Source organism: Amycolatopsis sp. NPDC098790 (assembly GCF_044759945.1).
GTDB lineage: Bacteria > Actinomycetota > Actinomycetes > Mycobacteriales > Pseudonocardiaceae > Amycolatopsis.
The window spans coordinates 859512-879890 of the sequence record NZ_JBIWAI010000002.1; the positions used below are offsets into that span (position 1 = coordinate 859512).

A 20379-nucleotide genomic window follows, 5' to 3' on the forward strand; every position below is an offset into this window, starting at 1 on the left:
GGCCACCTGCCGTCGGCGGTGAGTTTCGCTCCTCCGGCACGGGGAAGCCTGGGACCCCGGACGATGGAAGGTGGTCCCGTGACCGAGCCCAGCCAGCCCTACGACCCGCCGCAGGACACCGGCGCGCCGGACGCCGTGGAGACCGATCCGGCCGCCCTGAACGCGGCCGAAGACCTCGACGAGGACCGGCTGCGCGTCGATCCGCTCGAGCAGGGCATGGACCCGCCCGAGCACTGGTCGGGTGTCACGAAGTACGGCATGACGCCGTGGGAGGAGGCGCACCCGCGGCCGCTGGGGGAGCGGCTGGCCGAGGAGCGCCCGGACCCGGCCGCGGAGGTCGTCCTCGACGCCGGACCGTCCGAAGAGGACGCGACCGATCGGGAGTACGCCGAAAGCACCGGGATTTCCGCCGACGTGCCCGGCGGCTCGATGGCGGCGGAGATCCGGGAACTGCCGGGAAGGTCCGAAGTGGACGCCGCCGGTCCGGGGCCGGCCGGCTCGGAACAGCAGGAAGGGCTCGAGCTGGACCGGGACCCGGAAGCCGGCGGCCTCGATTCGCCCGCTTGGGAACGGGACGACCCGGACGCCGTTGCATCGTCCCGCGAGCCGACTCAGCTGCGGCCGGTCGACGGCGACGGCCCGCCGGCCGACACCGAGCCCGACGAAGTCGCCGCGGACGCGGGTCCGGCTCCGGCGGCGGGACCCGAGCAGGCGGCCCTGCACGTCGAAGGCGAGCGCTGACGTCGCCGCTCCGGGAGCTGTCAGTGCCGGTCGCTCCGCCACTTTGAGGAACGGTCGTTCTTGACTGATCGTTCCTCAAATCGCTAGGGTCCTGGCATGGGTAGACGAAGGGCGTTCGACGAGGACGAGGTGGTGCGCGCCGCCGTGGGGTTGTTCGGCGGCCGCGCGTACGACGGGGTGTCCGTCGACGACCTCGTCACCCACCTCGGCGTGCACCGCAACAGCCTGTACAAGACGTTCGGCAGCAAGCGCGGCCTCTACCTGGCCGCTCTGCGCCGTCACCTCGCCGACGACGTCCGCCCGCTGACCGAAGCGCTCGCCGCGGCACCGGATGCCGCGACCGCGCTGCGGCTCGTCACGTCGGCCGACCTCGGCCTGCTGCTGCTCGCGGTGGTCGAGCGGGCGCCGGCCGACGAGGAGGTGGCCGCCGAGGTCGCCGCGGCGCTGGCCACGATCGACCAGGCGATCGCCGACGCGCTCGGTATCCCCGGCGACCTGGCCGCCGCCCTCACCGCGGCCGCCCTGGGCATCGTCCTGCGCGGCAACCCCGACGGTGTCGGCACCGCGCTGACCCACCGCTTCGATCCGCTCGACTGACAAGGAAACCGACATGGCACTGGTGCACATCGACGGCAACGACCTCGTTGTCGTGATCGAGGGTCTCGACAAGCTCTGGGCCCTCAAGAGCAGCCTGACCATCCCGCTGGCCAACGTCCGCGGCGCGACCGCGGACCCCGGCATCGCCGCCGATCCCAAGGGGCTCCGCGCGCCCGGTGCGCACGTGCCCGGCGTGATCACGGCGGGCACGTTCCACCTCGAGGGCGAGAAGGTCTTCTGGGACGTCAAGGATGCGTCGAAGGCCGTCGTGATCGAACTCGCCGACGAGCGCTACGCCCGCCTGGTCCTCCAGGTCGACAACCCGCGCGACACCGTCACGCTGGTCGAGAACGCCTTGCGCTGAAAAGGAAGCCGATATTCGGCGATGCGGGCGCGGCTGAGCGGACGGACGTCCGGACGGCCCTGGACCGGTAGTGTCGGCTGGTGGGGTTCACCGAGCGGGCACGCAGGGTGCGTGATGGGCGGCTGGCGCACGGTCAGCGGGTCGCGGCGTTGTGTTCGTGTGTGCGCCTGTACCACCCGATCGGTTATCGGGCGACGTTGAGCTTTCTCGGTGAGCTGGCCGGTCCGTACCAGCGGCACCCATCGGCTCTGCTGCGGGCGTTGGAGGCGGTGGAGGCCAGCCGGGCGGTGTGGCGTGCCGAGGTGGATTCCTACGTCGGCTTGCGCGTGCGGCAGAAGCGGCTCGGTCATCGCCTGCCTCCGCCTGGCGAGCCGCCGGTGGCCAGGATGGGCGGGCACTGGTACGCGTCGACCCCGGATGTGTCGCGCCGGGCGGCGTTGCACGCGCTGAAGCTCTGGGAGCGGGACCTGGCCCCGGGCTTCGCGGACCACGAGGTGACGTCGATGGTGCGGAGCTGCGTCGCCACCGGCGGGCGGCTGACGCAGGAGCAGCTCGACGTCCTTGCACACCTGCGAACGCGGGACAGGCCGGCGGAGGTCCGCCGGCCGATTTCGTTGGTGGTGTCCGCGGCCGGCGCCAGGCTGTCCGTCACCGGTCCGCACGGCGGCGTGAGCCTGTATCGCAGGTAGCGGGAACGAAGGCGTCCTTGTCGAGCCCGGCGCCCGGCGGTCACCCGTCAAGCCGGGTGGACCACTTCCACCGGGTCGAAAACCCGGACGCGGCCCGACGGCCGGGCGGCACACGTCAGCGGCCGGTCGACCGTCACGAGCCGTTCCCGGAGCAGGACCGTGCAATCGGGCCGCGTCAGCGTTACGCGCCAGGCGCCTTCGTCTTCCGCGACGCAGGCCACCGGTTGGAGGTCGTCGATGCCCGTCATACCGGTCGCGGCGCGCGCGTGGTGTTGTGCCGCTTGGACGACGGGAGAGAGGGATGACCGCCCGCGCAGGGTGTCCGGGGCGAGCGTCCCCCGTGCGTAGCCCCGCACGATGTCGAGCGCCTCGGCCGGTCCGACGCCGCCGTACGTGAGCCCGTGGGGGAGGAGCACGAGGGCCGGGGCGAACCGGCACCCGCCGATGTGGCTGCACTCCCAGGTTCCCTCCGGGTCGGCCGCGGCCAGCGCCGTCGCGAGCGGGCGGCCGCGGATCGCGCAGCAGGCGTCGTGCTTGCCGTGCGTGCAGACCAGCGCCACCGGCCGGTCCGACCGGTGGCCGGCGAGACTCGGGACGGCCGCGAGCCCGGCGTCGCTGCGGTACTCACCGGTCCGGACCTCCTCGCGGCCGGGCCGGGCGTCGACGCGGAACCACCGGCGCGGGCGGTCCCCGTCCGGGGTACGGCGTCCCGGACGGCGGATCAGCACGATCCGGCCGCGGGTTTCGCGCGCCCAGCCGGAAAGCGCGGTCAGCACGTCGGTGCCGAACGCGGCGAGGGCACTGCGTTCCCACGGACCCGCTCGCTCGATCAGCAGCCACTGCTCCGCCGGCGGCGCCGTGCCTTCACGGGCGTCGCCCGCGGCGTCGGCGAGGTCCGCGCAGCGCGGCCGGCCCGTGAGCGGTGCGGGGGTCATGGGGAGCAAGCTACGAGCACACCTTCCCGCAGCAGCCGCCGGACGAGGACGAGCTGGTCCGCTTCGGACAGCTCCGGGAGGGAGCCGACGCGCCGGGGCCGCCCGTCGAGGACCGCGCGCAGCGCCGCGGCCGTGGTCGCCGGGAGCGTGATCCGGCGGTCGGCCAGGTCCAGTGCGACCCGCCCGTCGCCGGTGTCCTGGAGGCGATGGCGCAGGCCGTGCCGGCGGCGCACGGTGTCGCCGGGGGTGAGTTCGTGGGCGAACCGCGCGGCGGCGATCGGGCCGACGGGTTCGGGACGCCCGCCCGGCCACACCCGGGCGCGGACGTGGCGGGCGACGTCCTCGGCCGAAACGCGGGTCAGCGCCTCGGCCAGCGTCGTCCGCACCGCGTCGAGGTCGGCGGCGAGGTCGGCGGGCTCGGCGACGTCGACTCCCAGCGGCAGCGACGTGCGCAGCCGCTCGTCGGAGGCGACGAGCGCGGCGAGCGCCTCGACCAGGGCGTACCGGGTGACGACGTGGACGCCGATGGTCAGGTGGGCGGAGACGTCGCCGAGCGCGGTGGCCGAGTGCAGCCAGCCGCGCGGGAGGTACAGGACGTCGCCGGGGTCGAGCACCCGGTCGAGCACCGGGGCGTCGTCACGCGCGCGAGCGGCGACGGCGTCGGCGCGCTCGGCCCACGGCTGGCTGCGCAGGGGAGCTTCGTGGACGGGGGCGTGCACCTTCCAGTGCTTGCGGCCGGCCAGTTGCAGCACGAACACGTCGTGCACGTCGTAGTGCGCGGAAAACCCTTGGGAGGACGGGGGAGTGATGTAGGCGTTGGCCTGGACGGGGTGGCCGAGCTCGTCGGTGAGGGACACCGCGAGGTCCGCGATCGCCGGCCAGGTGCGGTGCAGGCCCTGCAGCACGATCGTGCTGCCGTCGCCGAAGAGGGCGGCGATCTTGTCGTCGCGGATCTGGTCGCCGATCTCCGCGCCGACGCCGCCGCCACCGGTGAACGCGTCGGAGCCGAGCACCGCGCCGTCGCGGGCGAGGCGCAAGAAGGGGGTGCGCAGGCCGCGGCGCGAGAGCAGTTCGTCGACGCCGTCGAGGTCGAGCAGGTCCGGGAAGCCGTCCGCGCCGGCGCGGAGGAGGGGCTCGCGGCCCCAGTGCCGCGCGGCGAAGCCGTCGACGTCCGGGCCGACGAGCCGCTGCAGCGTGGCCTGGTGGCGAGCGCCCGCCGGCACCGGGAACCCGGGGGCCCCGGTGCCGGCGGTGGGCTCACCGAGATCAGCGTGCGCCACTGTCCGCGCCGCCGTCGGCTCCGCCGTCGTGCTGGCCGGGCGTGCCTTCGCCGGCACCGGAGTCGGCCGGCCCTTCGGCGCCGCTGTCCGCGCCGCCGTCGGCTCCGCCGTCGTGCTGGCCCGGGGTGCCCTGGCCGGCGCCGGAGTCGGCCGGGCCCTCCGGTCCGCCGCCGGAAGTCGTGGAGATGTCGTCGTCGTTCAAGCTCATGTCGGGTTCCTTCGGGTCGTCCCGGCCGGACGCCGGGGTGATCGCCGGGTTACCCCGGCGGGCCGACGGTCATGCACGAGCGTCCGAACTGGACGCGAACCAGGTGGGTGACCGGCCGGCGTCACTCCTCGGCAGCACGCGCGATCGACCGGGCGAGCCGGCCGAACACCAGGTCGTGCGCCGGTTTCTGGAGGTGCCAGTAGGCGTCGCCCAGCCGGCCGGCCGGGGTGAAGCGCACCCGCTGCCGCAGCAGGCTCCCGGAACCGGCCGGTTCCGCGCGCAAGGTGAGCTCGGCGTCGCCGGGCAGGCGCATGTCGGCGGTCAGCACGAGTTCACGCCGCGCGTCGTCGCGGCGGCGGACCGTCCAGAAGTCGATGACGTCCCCCGTTCCCGGTCGTTCCGGGCGCCCGCGGTACAGCCCGGCGCCACCGAGCGCCTGGTCGAGCAGGCCGCGCAGCGCCCAGGCGGGTGCGGGCGGGAACCGGCCACCGTCGCCGCCCAGCCCGGTGATCGCCCGCCACAGCCGCTCGGGGGTGGCCGCCGAGCTTTCGGTGTTCTCTTCCCGGTACGACCGCCCTCGCGGAGTCGTCGGGAGCGGAGCACCGAGGGCCGCCCGCAGGGCGTTGTCGAGACTGGTCGCCCCGGCGGCCGGCGGTGGCAGGACGGTCTCCGCCGGGGCGTCAGCCGGCAGCAGGTCGTGCTCGAGGGAAGCGAACAGCCCGGCCGCGACGGCGGTGGGAACCGGTGACGTCATCCCGGCGATCCGGGCGGCGGCCTCGTGCGACCACACCGGTGCGGGCAGCGCGAGAGCGGCGGGACGGCGCAGCACGCGAGCACACCGGCGCACCAGGTCGTGGTAGCTGATCGCCTCCGGCCCGCTGACGTCGAAGCGGCCTCTCAGCGGTGCGAGATCGACAGCGGCGCGCAGGTAGTGCCGGACGTCGGCGAGGGCCACCGGTCGGCTGCGCCGGGCGGTCCACCGCGGTCGCGGCCGGATCGGCAGCCGGGCGGTCCGGGACAGCAGCTCGACCCCGGCCGACCCCCGGCCGAGGATCATCGGGGCCTGCAAGGCGATCGCCGGGACGCTGCCGCCGAGCAGGATGCCGGCCACTTCGGACCGGGATGCCAGGTGCGGCGACGTCGCGGTCACCGGCCGCGGCCCGCCGAGGTAGACGATCTGCCGGACCCCGGCCGCGGCGGCCACGGCGGCGAGGCGTTCGGCGATGACGCGGTCGTGCTCGGCGAAGTCGGCTCGCGCCAGCGAGTGCACGAGGTGGACGACCACGTCCGCGCCGGCGACCGCGGTCGCGAGCGCCCGGGGATCGGCCGCGTCCCCGAGCGTCACCTCGACGCCGTCGAGGAAGTGGTGCGCCGCGGTGCGGGACAGAGCGCGCACGGGGTGTCCGGCGGCGACGAGGTCGGCGACCAGGGCCCGGCCGACGAACCCGGTCGCTCCCAGCACCGTGCACCGCGGCGGAGGGGTCGTCGCGGTCCCGGCCGCACGCGAGGCGTTGTCGGTCATGCGAAGTCTCCCGATCACTGATGCACGGACGATGCGAATCTAGGCCCGCGCCGCCACTGCTGCCGGGTAAGCCGGTCACGGAAGTGTGCGGGCGGCCGGCCGGGATCGGGAAAACATCCCGTCGGGCCACCGGAATTCGCAGGTACAGTGCCTGTTGTGGAGCCGGCGGCCGCGTTGGTGGCCCTTCCGGGACGCAGGCGTTTTGCATCGACGGTGAATCGGACGAGCTCGCGGAGCGGAGGACCTCATGGCTGCACCACCGCCCGTCGTGACCGCGATCCGGGAACGGGCTCGCGACGCGCTCTTCGCCCGGATCGCGGGTCCTGACGGCCCCCGTAACCGGGCGCGGATCCACGGTGCGCCGGGGCCGCGGTGGTTCGCTCCGGGAAGCGCGATCCAGCGGGTGCACGGCGACACCGCCATGTTCGTCGGCGGCCTGCGCGCGTTGCTGCTGCAGTCGTTGCACCCGCTGGCGATGGCGGCGGTGGCCGCGCACTCCGGTTACCGCGGCGATCCGTGGGGCAGGCTGCAGCGGACCAGCACCTTCCTCGCCACGACGACGTTCGGCACGGCCGACGACGCCGGCCGCGCGGTTTCGGCCGTGCGCGCCGTGCACCGGCGGGTCCGCGGGGTCGCCGCGGACGGGCGGCCCTACCGCGCGGACGACCCGCACCTGCTCGCGTGGGTCCACATCGCCGAGGTCGACAGCTTTCTGCGCGCCCACCAGCGGTACGGCGCCCACCCGCTCGACGACGCGGGCAGAGATCGCTACGTCGCCGAGACCGCCGTCATCGCCCGCGCGCTCGGCGTGCCGGACCCGCCGGTGACGGTCGCCGCACTCGAGGACGAACTGGCGGCGTACCGACCGGAGCTGCGCGGCACCCGCGACGCCCGGCTGGCCGCCCGCTTCCTGCTGGTCACCCCGCCGATCCCGTGGCCGGCGAGGCTTCCGTACGCCGCGTTGGCGGCGTCGGCGGTGGCGATGCTGCCCGGCTGGGCGCGGCCGGAGCTGCGGCTGCCCCACCTGCCGGTCGCGGAGGCCACGGTCGTGCGCATCGCCGGGAAGAGCCTCGTGCACGCGGTGCGCTGGGTGATGGCCGCACCGGAGCCGTCCGCCGCCGGGTGAGCGTCGTCCTCGACGGGAGAGGACTTCGCGACCCGGATCACCGGCTGGACCGGCCGAATCCCGGGCGGGAGCCGCTACAGTCCGAGGTGCAGCTGGTTCGGTCTCCGCGTGCCCGTGGCGGTGACCGAGGCAAGAGGGAACCCGGTGGAAATCCGGGACTGCCCCGCAGCGGTGAGTGGGAACGAACGCCGTCAGTCCCTTCGAGGGACGAGCACTGAGCCACCCGGCTTGGGAAGCGACGGCCGGTAGGAACCCGGCGCACGCGCCGGAACGCCCGCGAGTCCGAAGACCTGCCGGCTGCGCACCCCACGACCGTGGGGTGCTGGCTGCGACCTCGCGGGCAGGTCACGCCGGATCACGACCGGGAACGGTCGCGGTTTGCCGTGCGCTCCCGCAGGTCCACGCGGACTCGCGAAGGAGAGCCCCGTGACCAGTACCACCCCGACCAGCCGCGCCACCGTGTACGGCTATCCGCGACAGGGCGCCGACCGGGAGCTCAAGAAGGCCGTCGAGGCCTACTGGAAGGGCCGGATCGACGCCGACGCCCTGCGCGCCACCGCTCGCGACCTGCGGCTGCGGAATCTGGCCGAACTGCGCGACGCCGGAATCGACGAGATCCCGAGCAACTGCTTCTCGTTCTACGACCACGTGCTGGACACCGCGGTCCTGCTCGGCGCGATCCCCGAGCGGCACCGCGCGGCCGAGAGCAAGCTGGACCGCTACTTCGCCATGGCCCGCGGCACCGCGGACGCGCCGCCGCTGGAGATGACGAAGTGGTTCGACACCAACTACCACTACCTCGTGCCCGAGCTGGGGCCCGGCACCCGCTTCACCCTGGACGCGAGCAAGCCCGTCGAGGAGTTCGCCGAGGCTCTCGAGCTGGGCGTGACGACCCGGCCGGTGCTCGTCGGCCCGGTGACCTTCCTGCTGCTGGCCAAGGACCCGACCGGCACCGAGGGCTTCCGGCCGCTGGACCTGCTCGACCGGGTCGTCCCGCTCTACGTCGATCTGTTGCGGCAGCTGCACGAGGCCGGCGCCGAGTGGGTTCAGCTCGACGAGCCCGCGCTCGTCACCGACCAGCCCGCCGAGGTCCTGGCCGAGGTCGCCGACACCTACGCCACCCTCGCCGCCGGAACCGCGCGGCCGAAGATCCTCCTCGCGTCCTACTTCGACCGGCTCGGCGACGCGCTCCCGGTGCTGGCGTCGTCGCCGGTCGAGGGCCTGGCGCTGGACTTCACGAACAACGCCGCGGCCAACCTCGACGACCTCGCGCGTGCCGGCGGAATCCTGGACAAGCGGCTGGTCGCGGGCGTCGTCAACGGCCGCAACGTCTGGGCCGCCGACCTCACCGCCGCGCTGTCCACCCTGGCCACGCTGCTCGGCCTGGCCGGCTCGGTCGACGTCGCCGCGTCCTGTTCGCTCCTGCACGTGCCCTACGACGTCACCCTCGAGACCGATCTGGACCCCGAGATCGCCGGGTGGCTGTCCTTCGCCCGGCAGAAGCTCGGCGAGATCGTCACGCTGCGCCGCGGCCTGACCGAGGACCGCACCGCCATCGCCGGCGTCCTGCGGACCAACGCCGACCGCCTGGCCTCGCGGGCGGCCTCGCCGATCGTGCAGGTGCCCGCCGTCCGTGACCGCGTCGCCGCGGTCACCGACGCCGACTTGCACCGCGTCAGCCCGTACGGCAAGCGCCGTCAGGCCCAGCAGGAGCGCCTGCACCTGCCGGAGCTGCCGACCACCACGATCGGCTCGTTCCCGCAGACCGCGGACCTGCGCAAGGCCCGCGCGGCGCTGCGGGCGGGCAAGCTCGACCAGGACGCCTACCGCGAGGCGATGCGCGCCGAGGTCCGCGCGGTGATCGCCGAGCAGGAGCGGCTCGGCCTGGACGTGCTGGTGCACGGCGAACCCGAGCGCAACGACATGGTCCAGTACTTCGGCGAGCGGCTGACCGGGTTCCTGGCCACCGAGCACGGCTGGGTCCAGTCCTACGGCACGCGGTACGTGCGTCCGCCGCTGATCGTCGGCGACGTCGCCCGGCCCGAGCCGATGACCGTCGAGTGGGCCACCTACGCCCAGAGCCAGACCGAAAAGCCGGTGAAGGGCATGCTGACCGGGCCGGTCACGATGCTCGCGTGGTCGTTCGTGCGCGACGACCAGCCCGAGGGTGACACCGCCCGCCAGGTCGCGTTGGCCCTGCGCGACGAGGTCGCCGACCTCGAAGCCGCCGGGATCTCGGTCATCCAGGTCGACGAGCCCGCGCTGCGGGAGACCCTGCCGTTGCGCGCCGCGGACCGCGCGGCGTACCTGGACTGGGCGGTCGCGTCGTTCCGGCTGGCCACCGCGGGCGTGCGGGACGACACCCAGATCCACACGCACATGTGCTACGCCGAGTTCGGCGACGTGCTGCGGGCGATCGTCGACATGGACGCCGACGTGATCAGCCTGGAGGCGGCGCGGTCGGCGATGGCGATCGTCGCCGACCTGGCCCGGGCCGGGTACCCGAACGAGGCCGGGCCGGGCGTCTGGGACATCCACTCGCCGCGGGTGCCGTCGGTCGAGGAGATCGTGGGGCACCTGCGCACCGCGGTCGCCGCGTTCCCGGCCGAGCGGCTGTGGGTCAACCCGGACTGCGGCCTGAAGACCCGTGGCTACCCGGAGGTGCGGGCCACCCTGGCCAACCTGGTCGAGGCCACCGGGCAGCTGAGGGCGCGGGCGTGACGAGCACTTCACCGCGGCGGGCGGTCGCCCCGCCCGCCGCGGTCCCCCGCACGGTCCGGGACCGTCTCGCCGCCGGCACGCCGGTGCTCTCGCTGGAGTTCATGCCACCGCGTCCGGCCGACGACGCCGGCCGGATCTGGCAGAACGTCCGCAAGCTCGAATCCCTGCACCCGGGATTCGTGTCCGTCACCTACGGAGCCGGCGGATCGACCCGGGACAACACCATCGCGGTCGCGGCCCGGATCGCCCGGGAGACCACGATGCTGCCGGTCGTCCACCTCACCGCGGTCGACCACTCGGTCCGGGACCTGCGGTCGTTCGTCGGGGCGCTGGCCGACGCCGGGGTGGTCGACGTGCTGGCGCTGCGCGGCGACCCGCCCGGGGACATCGGCGGCGAGTGGGTCCGCCACCCGGAGGGCCTCGAGTACGCGAGCGAGCTGGTGACCCTGCTGCGTGAGCACGGCGACTTCTGCGTGGGCGTGGCCGCGTTCCCGTTCGGGCACCCGCGTTCGGCTTCGCCGGAGGCGGACACCGCCCACTTCGTGGCGAAGTGCCGAGCAGGCGCGGACTACGCCATCACCCAGATGGTCTTCGACGCCGACGACTACCTCCGGCTGCGCGACCGCGTCGCGGCGGCGGGCTGTGCCACGCCGATCATCCCCGCGCTGATGCCGGTGACGACGATGAAGACCATCGCCCGCTCGGAGCAGCTGTCCGGGGCGCCGTTCCCGGCCCACCTGGCGGAGCGGTTCGACGCGGTCGCGGACGATCCCGCGGCCGTCCGGAGCCTGGGCATCGAGCAGGCGATCCTGCTCGCCCAGCGACTTCTCGCCGAAGGTGTCCCGGGTCTGCACTTCATCACGTTCAACTTCGCCAGGGCCACCAAGGAAGTCGTCGCGGAACTGCCGGTGTTTTCGTGATGCCCTCGAAGCCGCGCGTGGCCGGGCGGTCACTTCCCGGTCGTGCTGCCCTGGGCGAGGCGGGAGAGGTGGTCCCACTGCTCCAGCCCGGCGAGCCGGCCGGCGAACTCCGTGCGCAGCGCGTCGAGGCCGCCGGTGCCGAACAGCACCCGCAGCGGCGGGTTCGGGGCGTCGGCCACCGCCAGCAGTGCCGCCGAAGTCGCGGCCGGGTCGCCCGGGGCGAAACCACTGCCCGACCCGGCGAACAGGGCCTCCCGGGCGTGGGCGTAGGCCGGGTTCGGCTGGGACTGCGGAGAGGCCTCGGCCAGTCCGGTGGGGAACATGATCGGCTCGATCAGCGTGACGTGGATGCCGTACGCCTCGACCTCGGCGGCCAGGGACTGGCTCATCGCTTCCAGGGCCCATTTGGTGGCCTGGTAGATGCCCAGCGCCGGGTAGGCGACGAGCCCGCCGATCGAGGAGACCTGCAGGATCCGGCCGGAGCGGCGCTCACGCATCCCGGGCAGCACGGCCCGGGTGGTCCACAGCGCACCGAAGTAGTTGACGTCCATCTGCGCCAGGGCCTGCTCGGCGCCGACCTCTTCGACCGCGCCGACGAGCATGTGCCCGGCGTTGTTGACCAGGACGTCGACGCCGCCGAAGCGCTGCTCGGCGGCGTGCACCGCGGCGTCGACGGCAGCCCGGTCGGTGACGTCGAGTGCCAGCGGCAGCAGCCGGCCGCCGTGACGGCCGGCGAGCGGTTCGAGGACCGCGACGTCGCGGGCGGTGGCGACGACCTGGTCGCCGCGGTCGAGGACCGCTTCGGTCCAGAGCGCGCCGAGCCCTCGGGAGGCGCCGGTGACGAACCAGGTGCGGGCGGAAGACATGCGATTTCTCCGTTCGTGAGTCGGTGGAACCCAGCTTCGGCGGTGGGGCGCGCGGTAGGCAGAGTGAAGTTCTCCCTGCCTGGCGCGGTGCCGGTGGCGCAGACTGTTCGTTGTGGACACTCGGCAGCTCGCTCGGTTCCTCCGCGTCCGGCGTGCGGCGCTCAGCCCCGCCGACGTCGGCCTGGTCGTGGCCGGGCGGCGGCGCACCCCGGGGCTGCGCCGGGAGGAGGTGGCCGGGCTCGCCGGCATCTCGACCGACTACTACACCCGCCTCGAGCAGGAGCGGGCCACGGCGACGCCGTCGGAGTCGGTGCTGCGCGCCGTGACCCGCGCGCTGCGGCTGAGCCTGGACGAACGCGACCACCTCTACCGGCTGTGCGGGCTGAACGTGCCGGACCGCCGCCGCGGCGACCGGCACGTCGCCCCGGCCCTGCTGGCCGTCCTCGACCGGCTGCACGACGTGCCCGCCCAGGTGATGACCGACCTCGGCGACACGCTGGCCCAGAACCACCTCGCCCGCGCGGTGTTCGGTGACCTCACCGGCCGCACCGGCCCCGAGGCGAGCGTCATCTACCGCTGGTTCACCGACCCGGGCGCGCGCGGCGGGTTCCCGGTCGCCGACCACGCGGGCGAGTCGCGGGCCCTGGTCGCCGACCTGCGGGCGGCCGTCGCCCGCCGTGACGACGACCCCGCCCGCGCCCTGGTCGACCAGCTGCGCGCCGGCAGCCCCGAGTTCGCCGGGTTGTGGGAGCTGCACGACGTCGCCGTGATGCGGTGCCGCCGCAAACGGATCCTGCACCCCGAGGTGGGCTTGCTGGAGCTGGACTGCCAGTCGCTGGTCGACGAGGACCGCACCCAGGTCCTCGCGCTGTTCTCCGCGGTCGCCGGCACCGCGACCGCCGAGCGGCTCACCCTGCTCGGCCTCACCAGCAGACCGCGCCCGTGACCCGGTGCCGCGAGGACCACGACGTGGCCACCGCCCGCGCCACGCGGCTGCGTCTCGACTTGGCGTGGTGCCGGCGGACCACCCGGCTCGTCGTCGGCGATCTGCGGGCCTCGCTTCGGGCTCAGGTCGCGGGTGCGGTGGTGAGCATCCAGTGGCTGAAAGCCGCGTAGCGCTCGGCGAACTCGGCGGCTCCGTCGGCGAGTTCCACGGCCGTGGAGTGCTCGCGGACTTCGTCGAAGCGGGCTCGGCGGCTGCGCTCGTAGCGGGCGAGAGCCGTGGCCGTGTCGGGCGCGGCCGCCAGTTCGGTGCGCAGCACCCCGGCGTCCTCGATGCCCAGCGTGCCGCCGGCGGCGATGTGCGGGGAGAGGCCGTGGGCGGCGTCCCCGACGAGGGCGACCCGGGCGCCGGTCCAGGTGGGCAGTTCGGGCACGAGCATGATCCGGTTCTCCAGGATCGCGTCCTCGGGCGTCCTGGCGATCATCGCCAGCAGGTCGTCGTGCCAGCCCCCTTCGGCCAGGTGCCGGGCGCGCAGCAGCGCCCGGTCCCGCTTGCTGCCGACCAGTTCGCCGGCGTCGAACTGGTTGATCATCCACATCGTCCGGCCTTCGGCGACCGGGGCGTACCCGCCGCGGGTCCGGGCGGCGCCGATGGTGAGTACGGTGCCTTCCGGCCGCTCGCCCCCGGACGGGACGAGTGCCCGCCAGGCGTAGTGGCCGCCGTGTTCGACCGCTTCGCTGCCGGGTAGCAGGGAGGCCCGCACGCCGGAGTACACCCCGTCGGCGCCGATCAGCAGGTCCGCGCGCAGTTCTTCGCCGTTCGCGAGGCGCACCGCGACGTGCGTGTCGTGCTCGGTGAAGCCGGTGACGTGGGTTCCCAGTCGGATCCGGTCCCGGCCCACGGTGTCGGCGAGCAGGGTGTTCAGGGCCGGCCGCGGCACGAGCAGGAACCGGTGGTCGGCGTCCTGGTAGCGGGCGCTCCTGATCGGGCGGCCGGCCGGGTCGAAGAACCAGGTGTCGATCTTCTCGCCCAGGCCTCGGACGACGTCTCCGACACCGATGTGGTCGAACTCCCGCAACGCGTTCTCCCAGAGACCGATGCCCGCCCCGGCGGCGCGGACCTCCGAAGCGTGTTCCAGCACGATGACGTCGTGCCCGAGCAGGGCCAGCGAAGCCGCGGTGGTGAGTCCGACCAGTCCTGCTCCGACAATGACGGTTCGCATCGTCCATTCCCTCCGTCGTGCGGTGCGGTGGCGCCGCACCACCAGTCAACGAGCCGTCGCGCCTGACATCAAATGCATAGTCGGCCTGCCTACCATTACCGCCGTGCATTTCGACTTGAACTTGCTGGTGGCCTTGGACGCGCTGCTCGACGAGCGCAGCGTCAGCGCGGCGGCCGACCGCCTCCACCTCACGCAGCCGGCCATGAGCCGCACGCTCGGCCGGATCAGGCGGGCGACCGGTGACCAGATCCTCGTCCGCTCCGGACGGGTCATGCTGCCCACGCCGTACGCCGAGGCGGTCCGCGACCAGGTGCACGACCTCGTCACCCAGGCCCGGTCGGTGCTGACCCCGGTGTCCGAAGTGGACCCGACCACGCTGGAGCGCACCTTCACCATCCAGTGCAACGACGTCGTCGCCGCAGCGCTCCTGCCGCGCCTCGCCACCATCCTGCCCGGGGTGGCGCCCGGGGTGTGCCTTCGCGTCATCGGCGAAACCCACACCACGACCGACGAGCTGCGCCAGGGCCGGATCGACCTCCAGATCACCGACGAGGCGCCACCGCGGACGGAGATCCGCTCGACCACGGTGCTGACCGACGAATTGGCCGTCATCGGCCGCCGGGACCTGCCCCACGACCCGTCGGGCTGGGCCGCGTTCGCGGCCCTCCCGCACGTCGTGATCTCCCGGCGCGGCCGCCGTCACAACCGCGTCGACGAACTGCTGGAGGCGCGCGGCCTGACCAGGAGCGTCACGTTCACCGTGCCCACGGTTGCCTTGGCGTTGCCGATCCTGGCCGCCCACCCCCTGATCGCCGTCGTCCCCGGGCGGCTCACCGGACAGGTGCTCCCCCCGGTGCTGCGCAGCTACCCCATGCCCGGCCTCCCGTCGCCCGTCCCGGCGGTCCTCGCGTGGCACGCGCGCCACGACCAGGACGCCGCGCACCGCTGGTTCCGCGCCCTGATCACCGACGCCTTCGCCCACGTGCTCGCGTGAGGCACCCGGTTCGTCCCGCCGTCAGAAGATCGCCAGCGGGTTGACCGGGACGCCGGTCAACCCGTGGATGCGCGGGGGCGCCACCGTGAGCAGGAAGGTGTAGCGGTTCAGCTCCGCGCAGACGGCGGCCAGTTCGTCCAGCGCCACGGCGTCGATCAGGGGCATGCCCAGCAGGGGCAGGGCGATGCGGTGCATCGGCCCGGGGACGGCGGGATCGAGTGGGGGATGGGCGTCGGCGAGGTCGCCGGCGTAAAGGGACACCCCGCGCTCGTGCATCCACCGCACCGCGTCCAGGCTGATGCCCGGCAACGGCCGTTCGGGATCGATGTCGTGGACCCAGCCGAAGCGCACCACCAGGGCGTCTCCCGGCTCCAGCCGTACGTCCTGGCGTGCTTCGGCGGCCTCGAAGTCCTGCGAGGTGACCGGGTGTCCCGGGGGCAGGGGGCCGTCGTGGGCGAGGTCGAACAGGACACCCCGCGTGGTGATCCCGGCGGCGAAGGCCCCGGTGGAAGCGTGCCGCACGCCGGCCGGGGTGACGCACTCCGCGACCGGGCGCCCCGGGTAGACCCAGCCGTCCCGGAACTGGTGGCTCAAGGCGTCGAGGTGGGTCGAGCGCGCGTGGTGGTTGGTCACCAGCATGACGTCCGCCGACGCGGGGGCGTTTCCGCAGTACTGCATCAGTTGCTGGACGGGGGAGAGTTCGCGGACGGCCGGGGCGAAGGGCCCGCTGACGAGCGGCGTCGGGTGGATCGGCTGGGCCAGCGAGACCGTTCGTCCGGTACGCGCCTGGGCGGCGCCGCGGGCCCGGGCCTCATCGGTGATCAGGTTGAGCGTGCCCAGTTCGTCGTCCGCGCCCCAGCGGTCCCAGTTGGACGGCAGGTCCGGCCCGTCGGCCGTGGCGGTCAGAGGGGTTTTCGGTGCTGTGGTCATGGCGGGGAAACCTACCGCGAGGTCCGGTTAGGACGGTGATCGGAGCGGAACACGTCCGATCAGTGAATTCGGCATGACCTGCGCTATGGTCCAATCCACGACGGCGTGTGGTCAGGTCGGCCGAAGCGGGCGGCGAATCGTGCGGTGAACAGGTCGGCGCCCTTGCGTTCGTGGACTGTCGCCACGGTTGCCGCGGAGGGGCCGTCGGGAGTCGGGAGCTGGCCGACTCCCGCTCGTGTTCCCAGCGGGAGCAGGATTCGCCGGTCGGGCGTGGGGGTGTGGACGGCGTCCGGCCGGTCGCCGGCGAGCTGTGCCTTGATGTTCTTCGCCACGATCGCGGCGTGCTCCATCGCGTAGGACGCCATCTTGGGGTCGGGGAGGTCGGCTACGTCGCCGATGGCGTAGACGTGGTCGTAGCCCTGGACGTTCAGGTGCTCGGCGACCGGGATCATTCCCCGTTCGGTCAGCGGTGTCAGGTGTCCGTCCGCCAGGTAGCCGGTGTCGATCCGGACGCCGAACGCGCGGAACCAGATGTCGGCCACGATTTCCTCGCCAAAGCCGGTGGTGACGGCAAAGGGGGCGGCCTGGCCGGCCGGTACCGGCGGCAGCGTGGTCAGGCCGGTGCCCAGCCGCAGTTCGATGCCGCGCTCGTCGAGCTGGTGGTGCAGGCCGTCGCGTACCTCGGGCAGGAACCCGGGAAGCAGCCGGTCGGCCCGGTCGACGATGATCACGCCCTTGTCCGGCCAGACGTCCTTGATCTCGCCGGCGAGTTCCAGGCCGACCGGGCCGGCGCCGAGGATGAGCACGCGACCGGCGCCGGACAGTTCCCTGTGGGTCTCGCGGAGATCGTCCAGCTGCTGGGCGATGTCGTTGGCCTCCGGGTTCGGCTTGGCCGGGTACGGGTAGCCGGAACCGGTGGCCAGCACCAGGTAGTCGGCCTCGACCCGCTGATCCGATGCGAGCGTCACGCTCTTCGGATCCACCGAGACCACCCGGTCGCGCATCACCCGTCCCCGCTCGAGCAGCGTTCCGAACGGGAAGAACGCGTGGGGTGCCCAGTCCGGCCGGGTGAGCGCCCGCAGCGACGCGGCCGCGTTGACGAAACCCTCCCGGGGATCGATGAGGACCACGTTCGCGTCGGCATCAAGTTCTTTGGCCACCAGCGTGCCGCCGTACCCTCCGCCGACGACCACGACCGTACGTTCCATGCTCCACCTCTCAGTCGAGTTGACGTGACAACTGTAGCTCGGTAAGTTGTCTTGTCAACTTCGCTGTCGCTATGATCCGGTCATGGTCGGACCACGCACGCTGGAGCCGGAGCAGTGGGAGCTCTGGCACACCTGGATGCAGGCGCACCGCCTCCTCAACCGCGAACTGGACCGCGACCTGCAGCGCGAACACGGCATCTCCAAAGCCGAGTTCAGCGTGCTCGTGACTCTGCACCAGGCCCCCGGCGGCGAGATGCGCGTCGGCGAGCTGGCCGAGTCGCTCGACTGGGAGAAGAGCCGCGTCGCGCACCAGCTGACCCGGATGGAGAACCGCGAGCTGGTGAAGCGGACCGCCAACGAGTCCAGCGGCCGCCGCACCGGGATCAACCTGACTGCCAAGGGCCGCAGCGCCGCTCGCGCCGCCATCCTGGGCCACGCGGACAACATCCGCCGCTACTTCTTCGAGGCGCTGACCCCCGACCAGGCCGCGGCCATCCACGAGTGGAGCCGCCAGACGGTCGACCGCATCGAGTCCACCGAGGCAACGTCCACCAGCGGCACCACGCCAGAGACGGCCGATTGAGAGCCCTTGCCGGGGAAAGTCCACAAAGGAGGCCGCCGACGAGGCGCGGGAACACCCGGCCGAAGAAGGGGCAGGCAACCTGCACTTCGGCGCGACGCTGACGTCGGCCGCGCCCGGTTCGGGCAACGGGTGCCCGGCCGTGTCCGGCATCGTCGCGGCCCGGGATGCGCTGCTACGTGGCTGATCTCGCTATGGTCGGGTTCATGACAGCCGAAGGGGACTTCGACGCCGACCTCGGATGGGTTCTCGACCCGGCGATGGTGATGTGGTGCCTGACCTGTGTCCGCCGGGTTTCCGCGGAGGACCTGCTGGCGGCAGCCGGCGCGACCACCGTTGCCGACGCTCGCTGGGATGCGGGGCAAGCTCAGTCGGAGGCTCATCACCGGGGCGGAGCCGGCGTTCGGGTCGCGTCGAGCGGTGATTGGTCGATCCTGATCGAGCTGCAGTCGCTCAAGGGTGCCGACGGGGAATGGCTGCAGTCGATCTCACGAGGCGGCGAGGCGGTGTGCTTCTACCATTCGGGCAGCGGGATGGAGAGGTTCTCCCACGCGGTCGACGGTGTCCTGGTGACGGAGTTCGAGCCGGCGATCCCGGCGCGCCGTTCGGGAACCGAGCCCGATCGGCTGGTGGCCGACATGCGCGCTGCCGGCATCGACCCGGACGGTGTGACCGGCGACGGCGACCTCGGGGTAGCCGCACTCCGGTTGGTGGAACGGGTGAGCGGTGTTCGGCTGACGAGCGATCTGGTGATTTCGGGTCGGTGGCCGGCGGGGGTGATCCTGCGGCGTCGGCGTGGCTGACTCCGTGCCGAGGTGCGCCGGTCGCCGCTGCCCTGTGCGGGCCGTGCGCGCGGCGACCGGCGAGGGTGGTCAGAGGGTGGTGACCCAGTAGGTGTCGGCGTCGAGGACGCGTTGACCCTGGACGAACTGGCCGAGGTCGCCGCCGACGTCGGTGTTCTGGCGCAACGGTACGTGGGCTCGCGCGCACGTCGTGGCGCCGGCGGCGGGCTTGAGCACGGTCACCGGCCCGACGTCGGGCGGGACGATCTCCGCGCAGTCCGGCCCGCTCATGCTGCCGCCCTGGGTGGTGGCAGCGAAGGGGAACTCGTCACAGCTGTCGGTGGGTACGCTCGTCAGTGGCGTCCATCCGGTCTCGCAGATCAGCGTTCGGTTCGCGCGCTGTTTCGCGGTGTCGGCCAGCCGCTTGAGCGGCGTGCCGGCGCCCTGTTTCCCCGGGTGCGTGGGCAGGTTGTCCTGCGCCCATCGGACGCCCGCGGCCGCGGCGGGGAACTCGAAGCTGTCGACGTTGAAGGTGGGGGTGTAGACGCTGACCACGCAGCCGGCGGTGCTGCCCACCTGGTTGTCGCAGCGCAGCGGGGGTGCGCCGTAGTTGACGGGGGTGTCGATGATCGAGCCGGGGGAGACGAGCTGCAGGGTGTAGCTCGTCTGGAAGTTGTCGACCGCGCCCTTGGCTTGGGCGTTGCTGTAGGTCATGGTGCCGGAAAGGGTCTGGCCGGCGGCGATGGGGCTGCCGGCCGGGAACGGCGTGGACTTGGTGGTGGTGCACCGCGAGCTGCACGAGGCGGTCCAGGACGCGAGCATGGTCGTCACCACGCCCTGTGCGGAGTTGGGGACGAACAGCAGTGAGGCGTTCTCGGTCCAGCCGGTGCCGTTCGGGTTGAGCTCGGTTTCCTGGTGATGGTGAACCTGGCGCTGCCGACCGGGCGGCCGGTGCGGATGTCACGGGCGGTGTAGGTGAGGCCGGCGTGCCAGCAGGTGGTGAACCGGGCCAGCTGCCACTGCGCATCGGGTGCGGAGTCGCAGGACGCCCGCACGGTCGCCAATCCCGGCCCCGACCCGGTGTCGGCGGTCGTCTGCGGCGCCCCGTCCAGGCTGAACGTTCCGTAGAACCCGCGCTCGGTCGCTTCCGCGGGAGACGTCAGCGTGAACGCCGAGGCGACGATCGATGCTGCTGTCGCAACCGTTCTTCGGAATCTCATGGTGCCTTCCTCTTCCGTTGTGTATTCGGAGGTCTTCAGGGCGGTTCGGACGTGATTCCGCAATGGTGTAGAGGCGACGAAGATGTGCGAATGAGTAGTTTGACGTCACATTTCAGGCGCGCAGTCGTGCGCGTGGAATCGGCAATCGCGTTTTGCGGGAGAGCGGCGTCGCGGAGCCGGCCGAACCCAATCCCGCCCGGGGATCATGCCTACCGGACCGGCAAACGGCCTCACAACGGCCAATCGGGTGAGGAAGCGTTATCAGCGCGCCGGAACGGGACAACCGACGGCTTCGGAGTCGCTTGACCGGATTTTTGGACGCTGCTATACCTGGAATCACGGATTGCGGTGCTCGCCGGGGGAGATGGCGGCACGCGACAAGGGGGAACAACCAGGAACGCCCAGCGGTAATCGCCGCTGCCGCGGGCACCGCCATGCGTTCTGAACGCCGGTCCCACATCGAGGCACGGCGAATTCGGGCCGGACGGCCTTCGGGTCGCGGGGTGCATCTTCGGGCGCAGGCCGGTGTTC

General features: G+C 72.9%; 21 protein-coding genes and 1 riboswitch. Of the genes, 12 read left to right on the forward strand and 9 right to left on the reverse strand.

What is annotated here, in order from left to right:
- The first annotated feature begins 78 nt into the window (after positions 1-78).
- The 4 genes from ACIQWX_RS17625 to ACIQWX_RS17640 all read left to right on the forward strand — a co-directional run bounded on the left by ACIQWX_RS17625 (position 79) and on the right by ACIQWX_RS17640 (position 2391).
- Positions 79-741: a hypothetical protein gene (locus tag ACIQWX_RS17625; protein WP_400871543.1), complete on the forward strand. Its 663-nt coding sequence runs from the start codon at positions 79-81 to the stop codon at positions 739-741.
- Between the two features lie 96 nt (positions 742-837).
- Positions 838-1338, forward strand: a complete 501-nt coding sequence (locus tag ACIQWX_RS17630; RefSeq protein ID WP_400871546.1) for a TetR/AcrR family transcriptional regulator — start codon at positions 838-840, stop codon at positions 1336-1338.
- Positions 1339-1351: 13 nt separating this feature from the next.
- A complete protein-coding gene (locus tag ACIQWX_RS17635) occupies positions 1352-1702 on the forward strand; it encodes a hypothetical protein (RefSeq protein WP_400871549.1) in 351 nt (116 codons plus the stop codon).
- Positions 1703-1782: 80 nt separating this feature from the next.
- Positions 1783-2391 (forward strand): hypothetical protein, encoded by a 609-nt coding sequence (locus tag ACIQWX_RS17640; RefSeq protein WP_400871551.1) that lies wholly within the window; start codon positions 1783-1785, stop codon positions 2389-2391.
- A gap of 47 nt (positions 2392-2438) precedes the next feature.
- Here ACIQWX_RS17640 and ACIQWX_RS17645 read toward each other — a convergent pair whose 3' ends face one another.
- The 4 genes from ACIQWX_RS17645 to ACIQWX_RS17660 form a co-directional block, all read right to left on the reverse strand.
- Positions 2439-3326, reverse strand: coding sequence for a sucrase ferredoxin (locus ACIQWX_RS17645; protein ID WP_400871554.1), 888 nt, complete (start codon positions 3324-3326; stop codon positions 2439-2441).
- Complete coding sequence (locus ACIQWX_RS17650; RefSeq protein ID WP_400871557.1) at positions 3323-4606, reverse strand: cupin domain-containing protein; 1284 nt, start codon at positions 4604-4606, stop codon at positions 3323-3325. The genes ACIQWX_RS17645 and ACIQWX_RS17650 overlap by 4 nt, the downstream gene beginning before the upstream one ends.
- Positions 4593-4814: a hypothetical protein gene (locus ACIQWX_RS17655; protein WP_400871560.1), complete on the reverse strand. Its 222-nt coding sequence runs from the start codon at positions 4812-4814 to the stop codon at positions 4593-4595. Before ACIQWX_RS17655 ends, ACIQWX_RS17650 begins: the two co-directional genes overlap by 14 nt.
- Positions 4815-4935: 121 nt before the next feature.
- Positions 4936-6336, reverse strand: coding sequence for a DUF2867 domain-containing protein (locus tag ACIQWX_RS17660; protein ID WP_400871563.1), 1401 nt, complete (start codon positions 6334-6336; stop codon positions 4936-4938).
- A 247-nt stretch (positions 6337-6583) separates the two neighbouring features.
- Here ACIQWX_RS17660 and ACIQWX_RS17665 point away from each other — a divergent pair, with 247 nt between their 5' ends.
- The 3 genes from ACIQWX_RS17665 to ACIQWX_RS17675 all read left to right on the forward strand — a co-directional run bounded on the left by ACIQWX_RS17665 (position 6584) and on the right by ACIQWX_RS17675 (position 11103).
- Positions 6584-7462 carry an oxygenase MpaB family protein gene (locus tag ACIQWX_RS17665; protein ID WP_400871566.1) on the forward strand — a complete coding sequence of 293 codons (879 nt, stop codon included), beginning with the start codon at positions 6584-6586 and terminating at the stop codon, positions 7460-7462.
- Positions 7463-7538: 76 nt separating this feature from the next.
- Positions 7539-7775, forward strand: a riboswitch (cobalamin riboswitch).
- A gap of 113 nt (positions 7776-7888) precedes the next feature.
- Positions 7889-10183, forward strand: a complete 2295-nt coding sequence (gene metE / locus ACIQWX_RS17670; protein ID WP_400871569.1) for a 5-methyltetrahydropteroyltriglutamate--homocysteine S-methyltransferase — start codon at positions 7889-7891, stop codon at positions 10181-10183.
- Complete coding sequence (locus ACIQWX_RS17675) at positions 10180-11103, forward strand: methylenetetrahydrofolate reductase (protein ID WP_400871572.1); 924 nt, start codon at positions 10180-10182, stop codon at positions 11101-11103. Before metE ends, ACIQWX_RS17675 begins: the two co-directional genes overlap by 4 nt.
- A 29-nt stretch (positions 11104-11132) precedes the next feature.
- On the opposite strand, the gene ACIQWX_RS17680 is transcribed toward ACIQWX_RS17675, so the two are convergent.
- On the reverse strand, positions 11133-11969 hold the full coding sequence (locus ACIQWX_RS17680) for an SDR family NAD(P)-dependent oxidoreductase (protein WP_400871574.1): 837 nt from the start codon (positions 11967-11969) through the stop codon (positions 11133-11135).
- Positions 11970-12081: 112 nt separating this feature from the next.
- Here ACIQWX_RS17680 and ACIQWX_RS17685 point away from each other — a divergent pair, with 112 nt between their 5' ends.
- Complete coding sequence (locus ACIQWX_RS17685; protein ID WP_400871577.1) at positions 12082-12915, forward strand: helix-turn-helix domain-containing protein; 834 nt, start codon at positions 12082-12084, stop codon at positions 12913-12915.
- A gap of 121 nt (positions 12916-13036) precedes the next feature.
- Here the strand turns inward: ACIQWX_RS17685 and ACIQWX_RS17690 are convergent, their stop codons facing one another.
- On the reverse strand, positions 13037-14134 hold the full coding sequence (locus ACIQWX_RS17690; protein ID WP_400871580.1) for an FAD-dependent monooxygenase: 1098 nt from the start codon (positions 14132-14134) through the stop codon (positions 13037-13039).
- Positions 14135-14237: 103 nt separating this feature from the next.
- Here ACIQWX_RS17690 and ACIQWX_RS17695 point away from each other — a divergent pair, with 103 nt between their 5' ends.
- The gene (locus ACIQWX_RS17695) at positions 14238-15128 is read left to right on the forward strand and encodes a LysR family transcriptional regulator (protein WP_400871583.1); all 891 of its coding nucleotides are present in this window, start codon (positions 14238-14240) and stop codon (positions 15126-15128) included.
- Between the two features lie 21 nt (positions 15129-15149).
- Here ACIQWX_RS17695 and ACIQWX_RS17700 read toward each other — a convergent pair whose 3' ends face one another.
- Together ACIQWX_RS17700 and ACIQWX_RS17705 are read right to left on the reverse strand one after the other, a co-directional pair.
- Positions 15150-16058, reverse strand: a complete 909-nt coding sequence (locus ACIQWX_RS17700; RefSeq protein WP_400871586.1) for a cyclase family protein — start codon at positions 16056-16058, stop codon at positions 15150-15152.
- Positions 16059-16141: 83 nt separating this feature from the next.
- Positions 16142-17266 (reverse strand): NAD(P)/FAD-dependent oxidoreductase, encoded by a 1125-nt coding sequence (locus ACIQWX_RS17705; protein WP_400871589.1) that lies wholly within the window; start codon positions 17264-17266, stop codon positions 16142-16144.
- 82 nt (positions 17267-17348) lie between these two features.
- Between ACIQWX_RS17705 and ACIQWX_RS17710 the strand changes: the two genes are divergently transcribed.
- Both ACIQWX_RS17710 and ACIQWX_RS17715 read left to right on the forward strand, forming a co-directional pair.
- Positions 17349-17849: a MarR family winged helix-turn-helix transcriptional regulator gene (locus ACIQWX_RS17710; protein ID WP_400871591.1), complete on the forward strand. Its 501-nt coding sequence runs from the start codon at positions 17349-17351 to the stop codon at positions 17847-17849.
- A gap of 164 nt (positions 17850-18013) precedes the next feature.
- Positions 18014-18649: a DUF6461 domain-containing protein gene (locus ACIQWX_RS17715; RefSeq protein WP_400871593.1), complete on the forward strand. Its 636-nt coding sequence runs from the start codon at positions 18014-18016 to the stop codon at positions 18647-18649.
- Between the two features lie 69 nt (positions 18650-18718).
- On the opposite strand, the gene ACIQWX_RS17720 is transcribed toward ACIQWX_RS17715, so the two are convergent.
- The gene (locus tag ACIQWX_RS17720; RefSeq protein ID WP_400871595.1) at positions 18719-19342 is read right to left on the reverse strand and encodes a hypothetical protein; all 624 of its coding nucleotides are present in this window, start codon (positions 19340-19342) and stop codon (positions 18719-18721) included.
- Here ACIQWX_RS17720 and ACIQWX_RS17725 point away from each other — a divergent pair.
- Entirely contained in the window at positions 19341-19547 is a 207-nt protein-coding gene (locus ACIQWX_RS17725; RefSeq protein ID WP_400871598.1) for a hypothetical protein, read from the forward strand. The genes ACIQWX_RS17720 and ACIQWX_RS17725 overlap by 2 nt on opposite strands.
- Positions 19548-20379 lie beyond the last annotated feature (832 nt).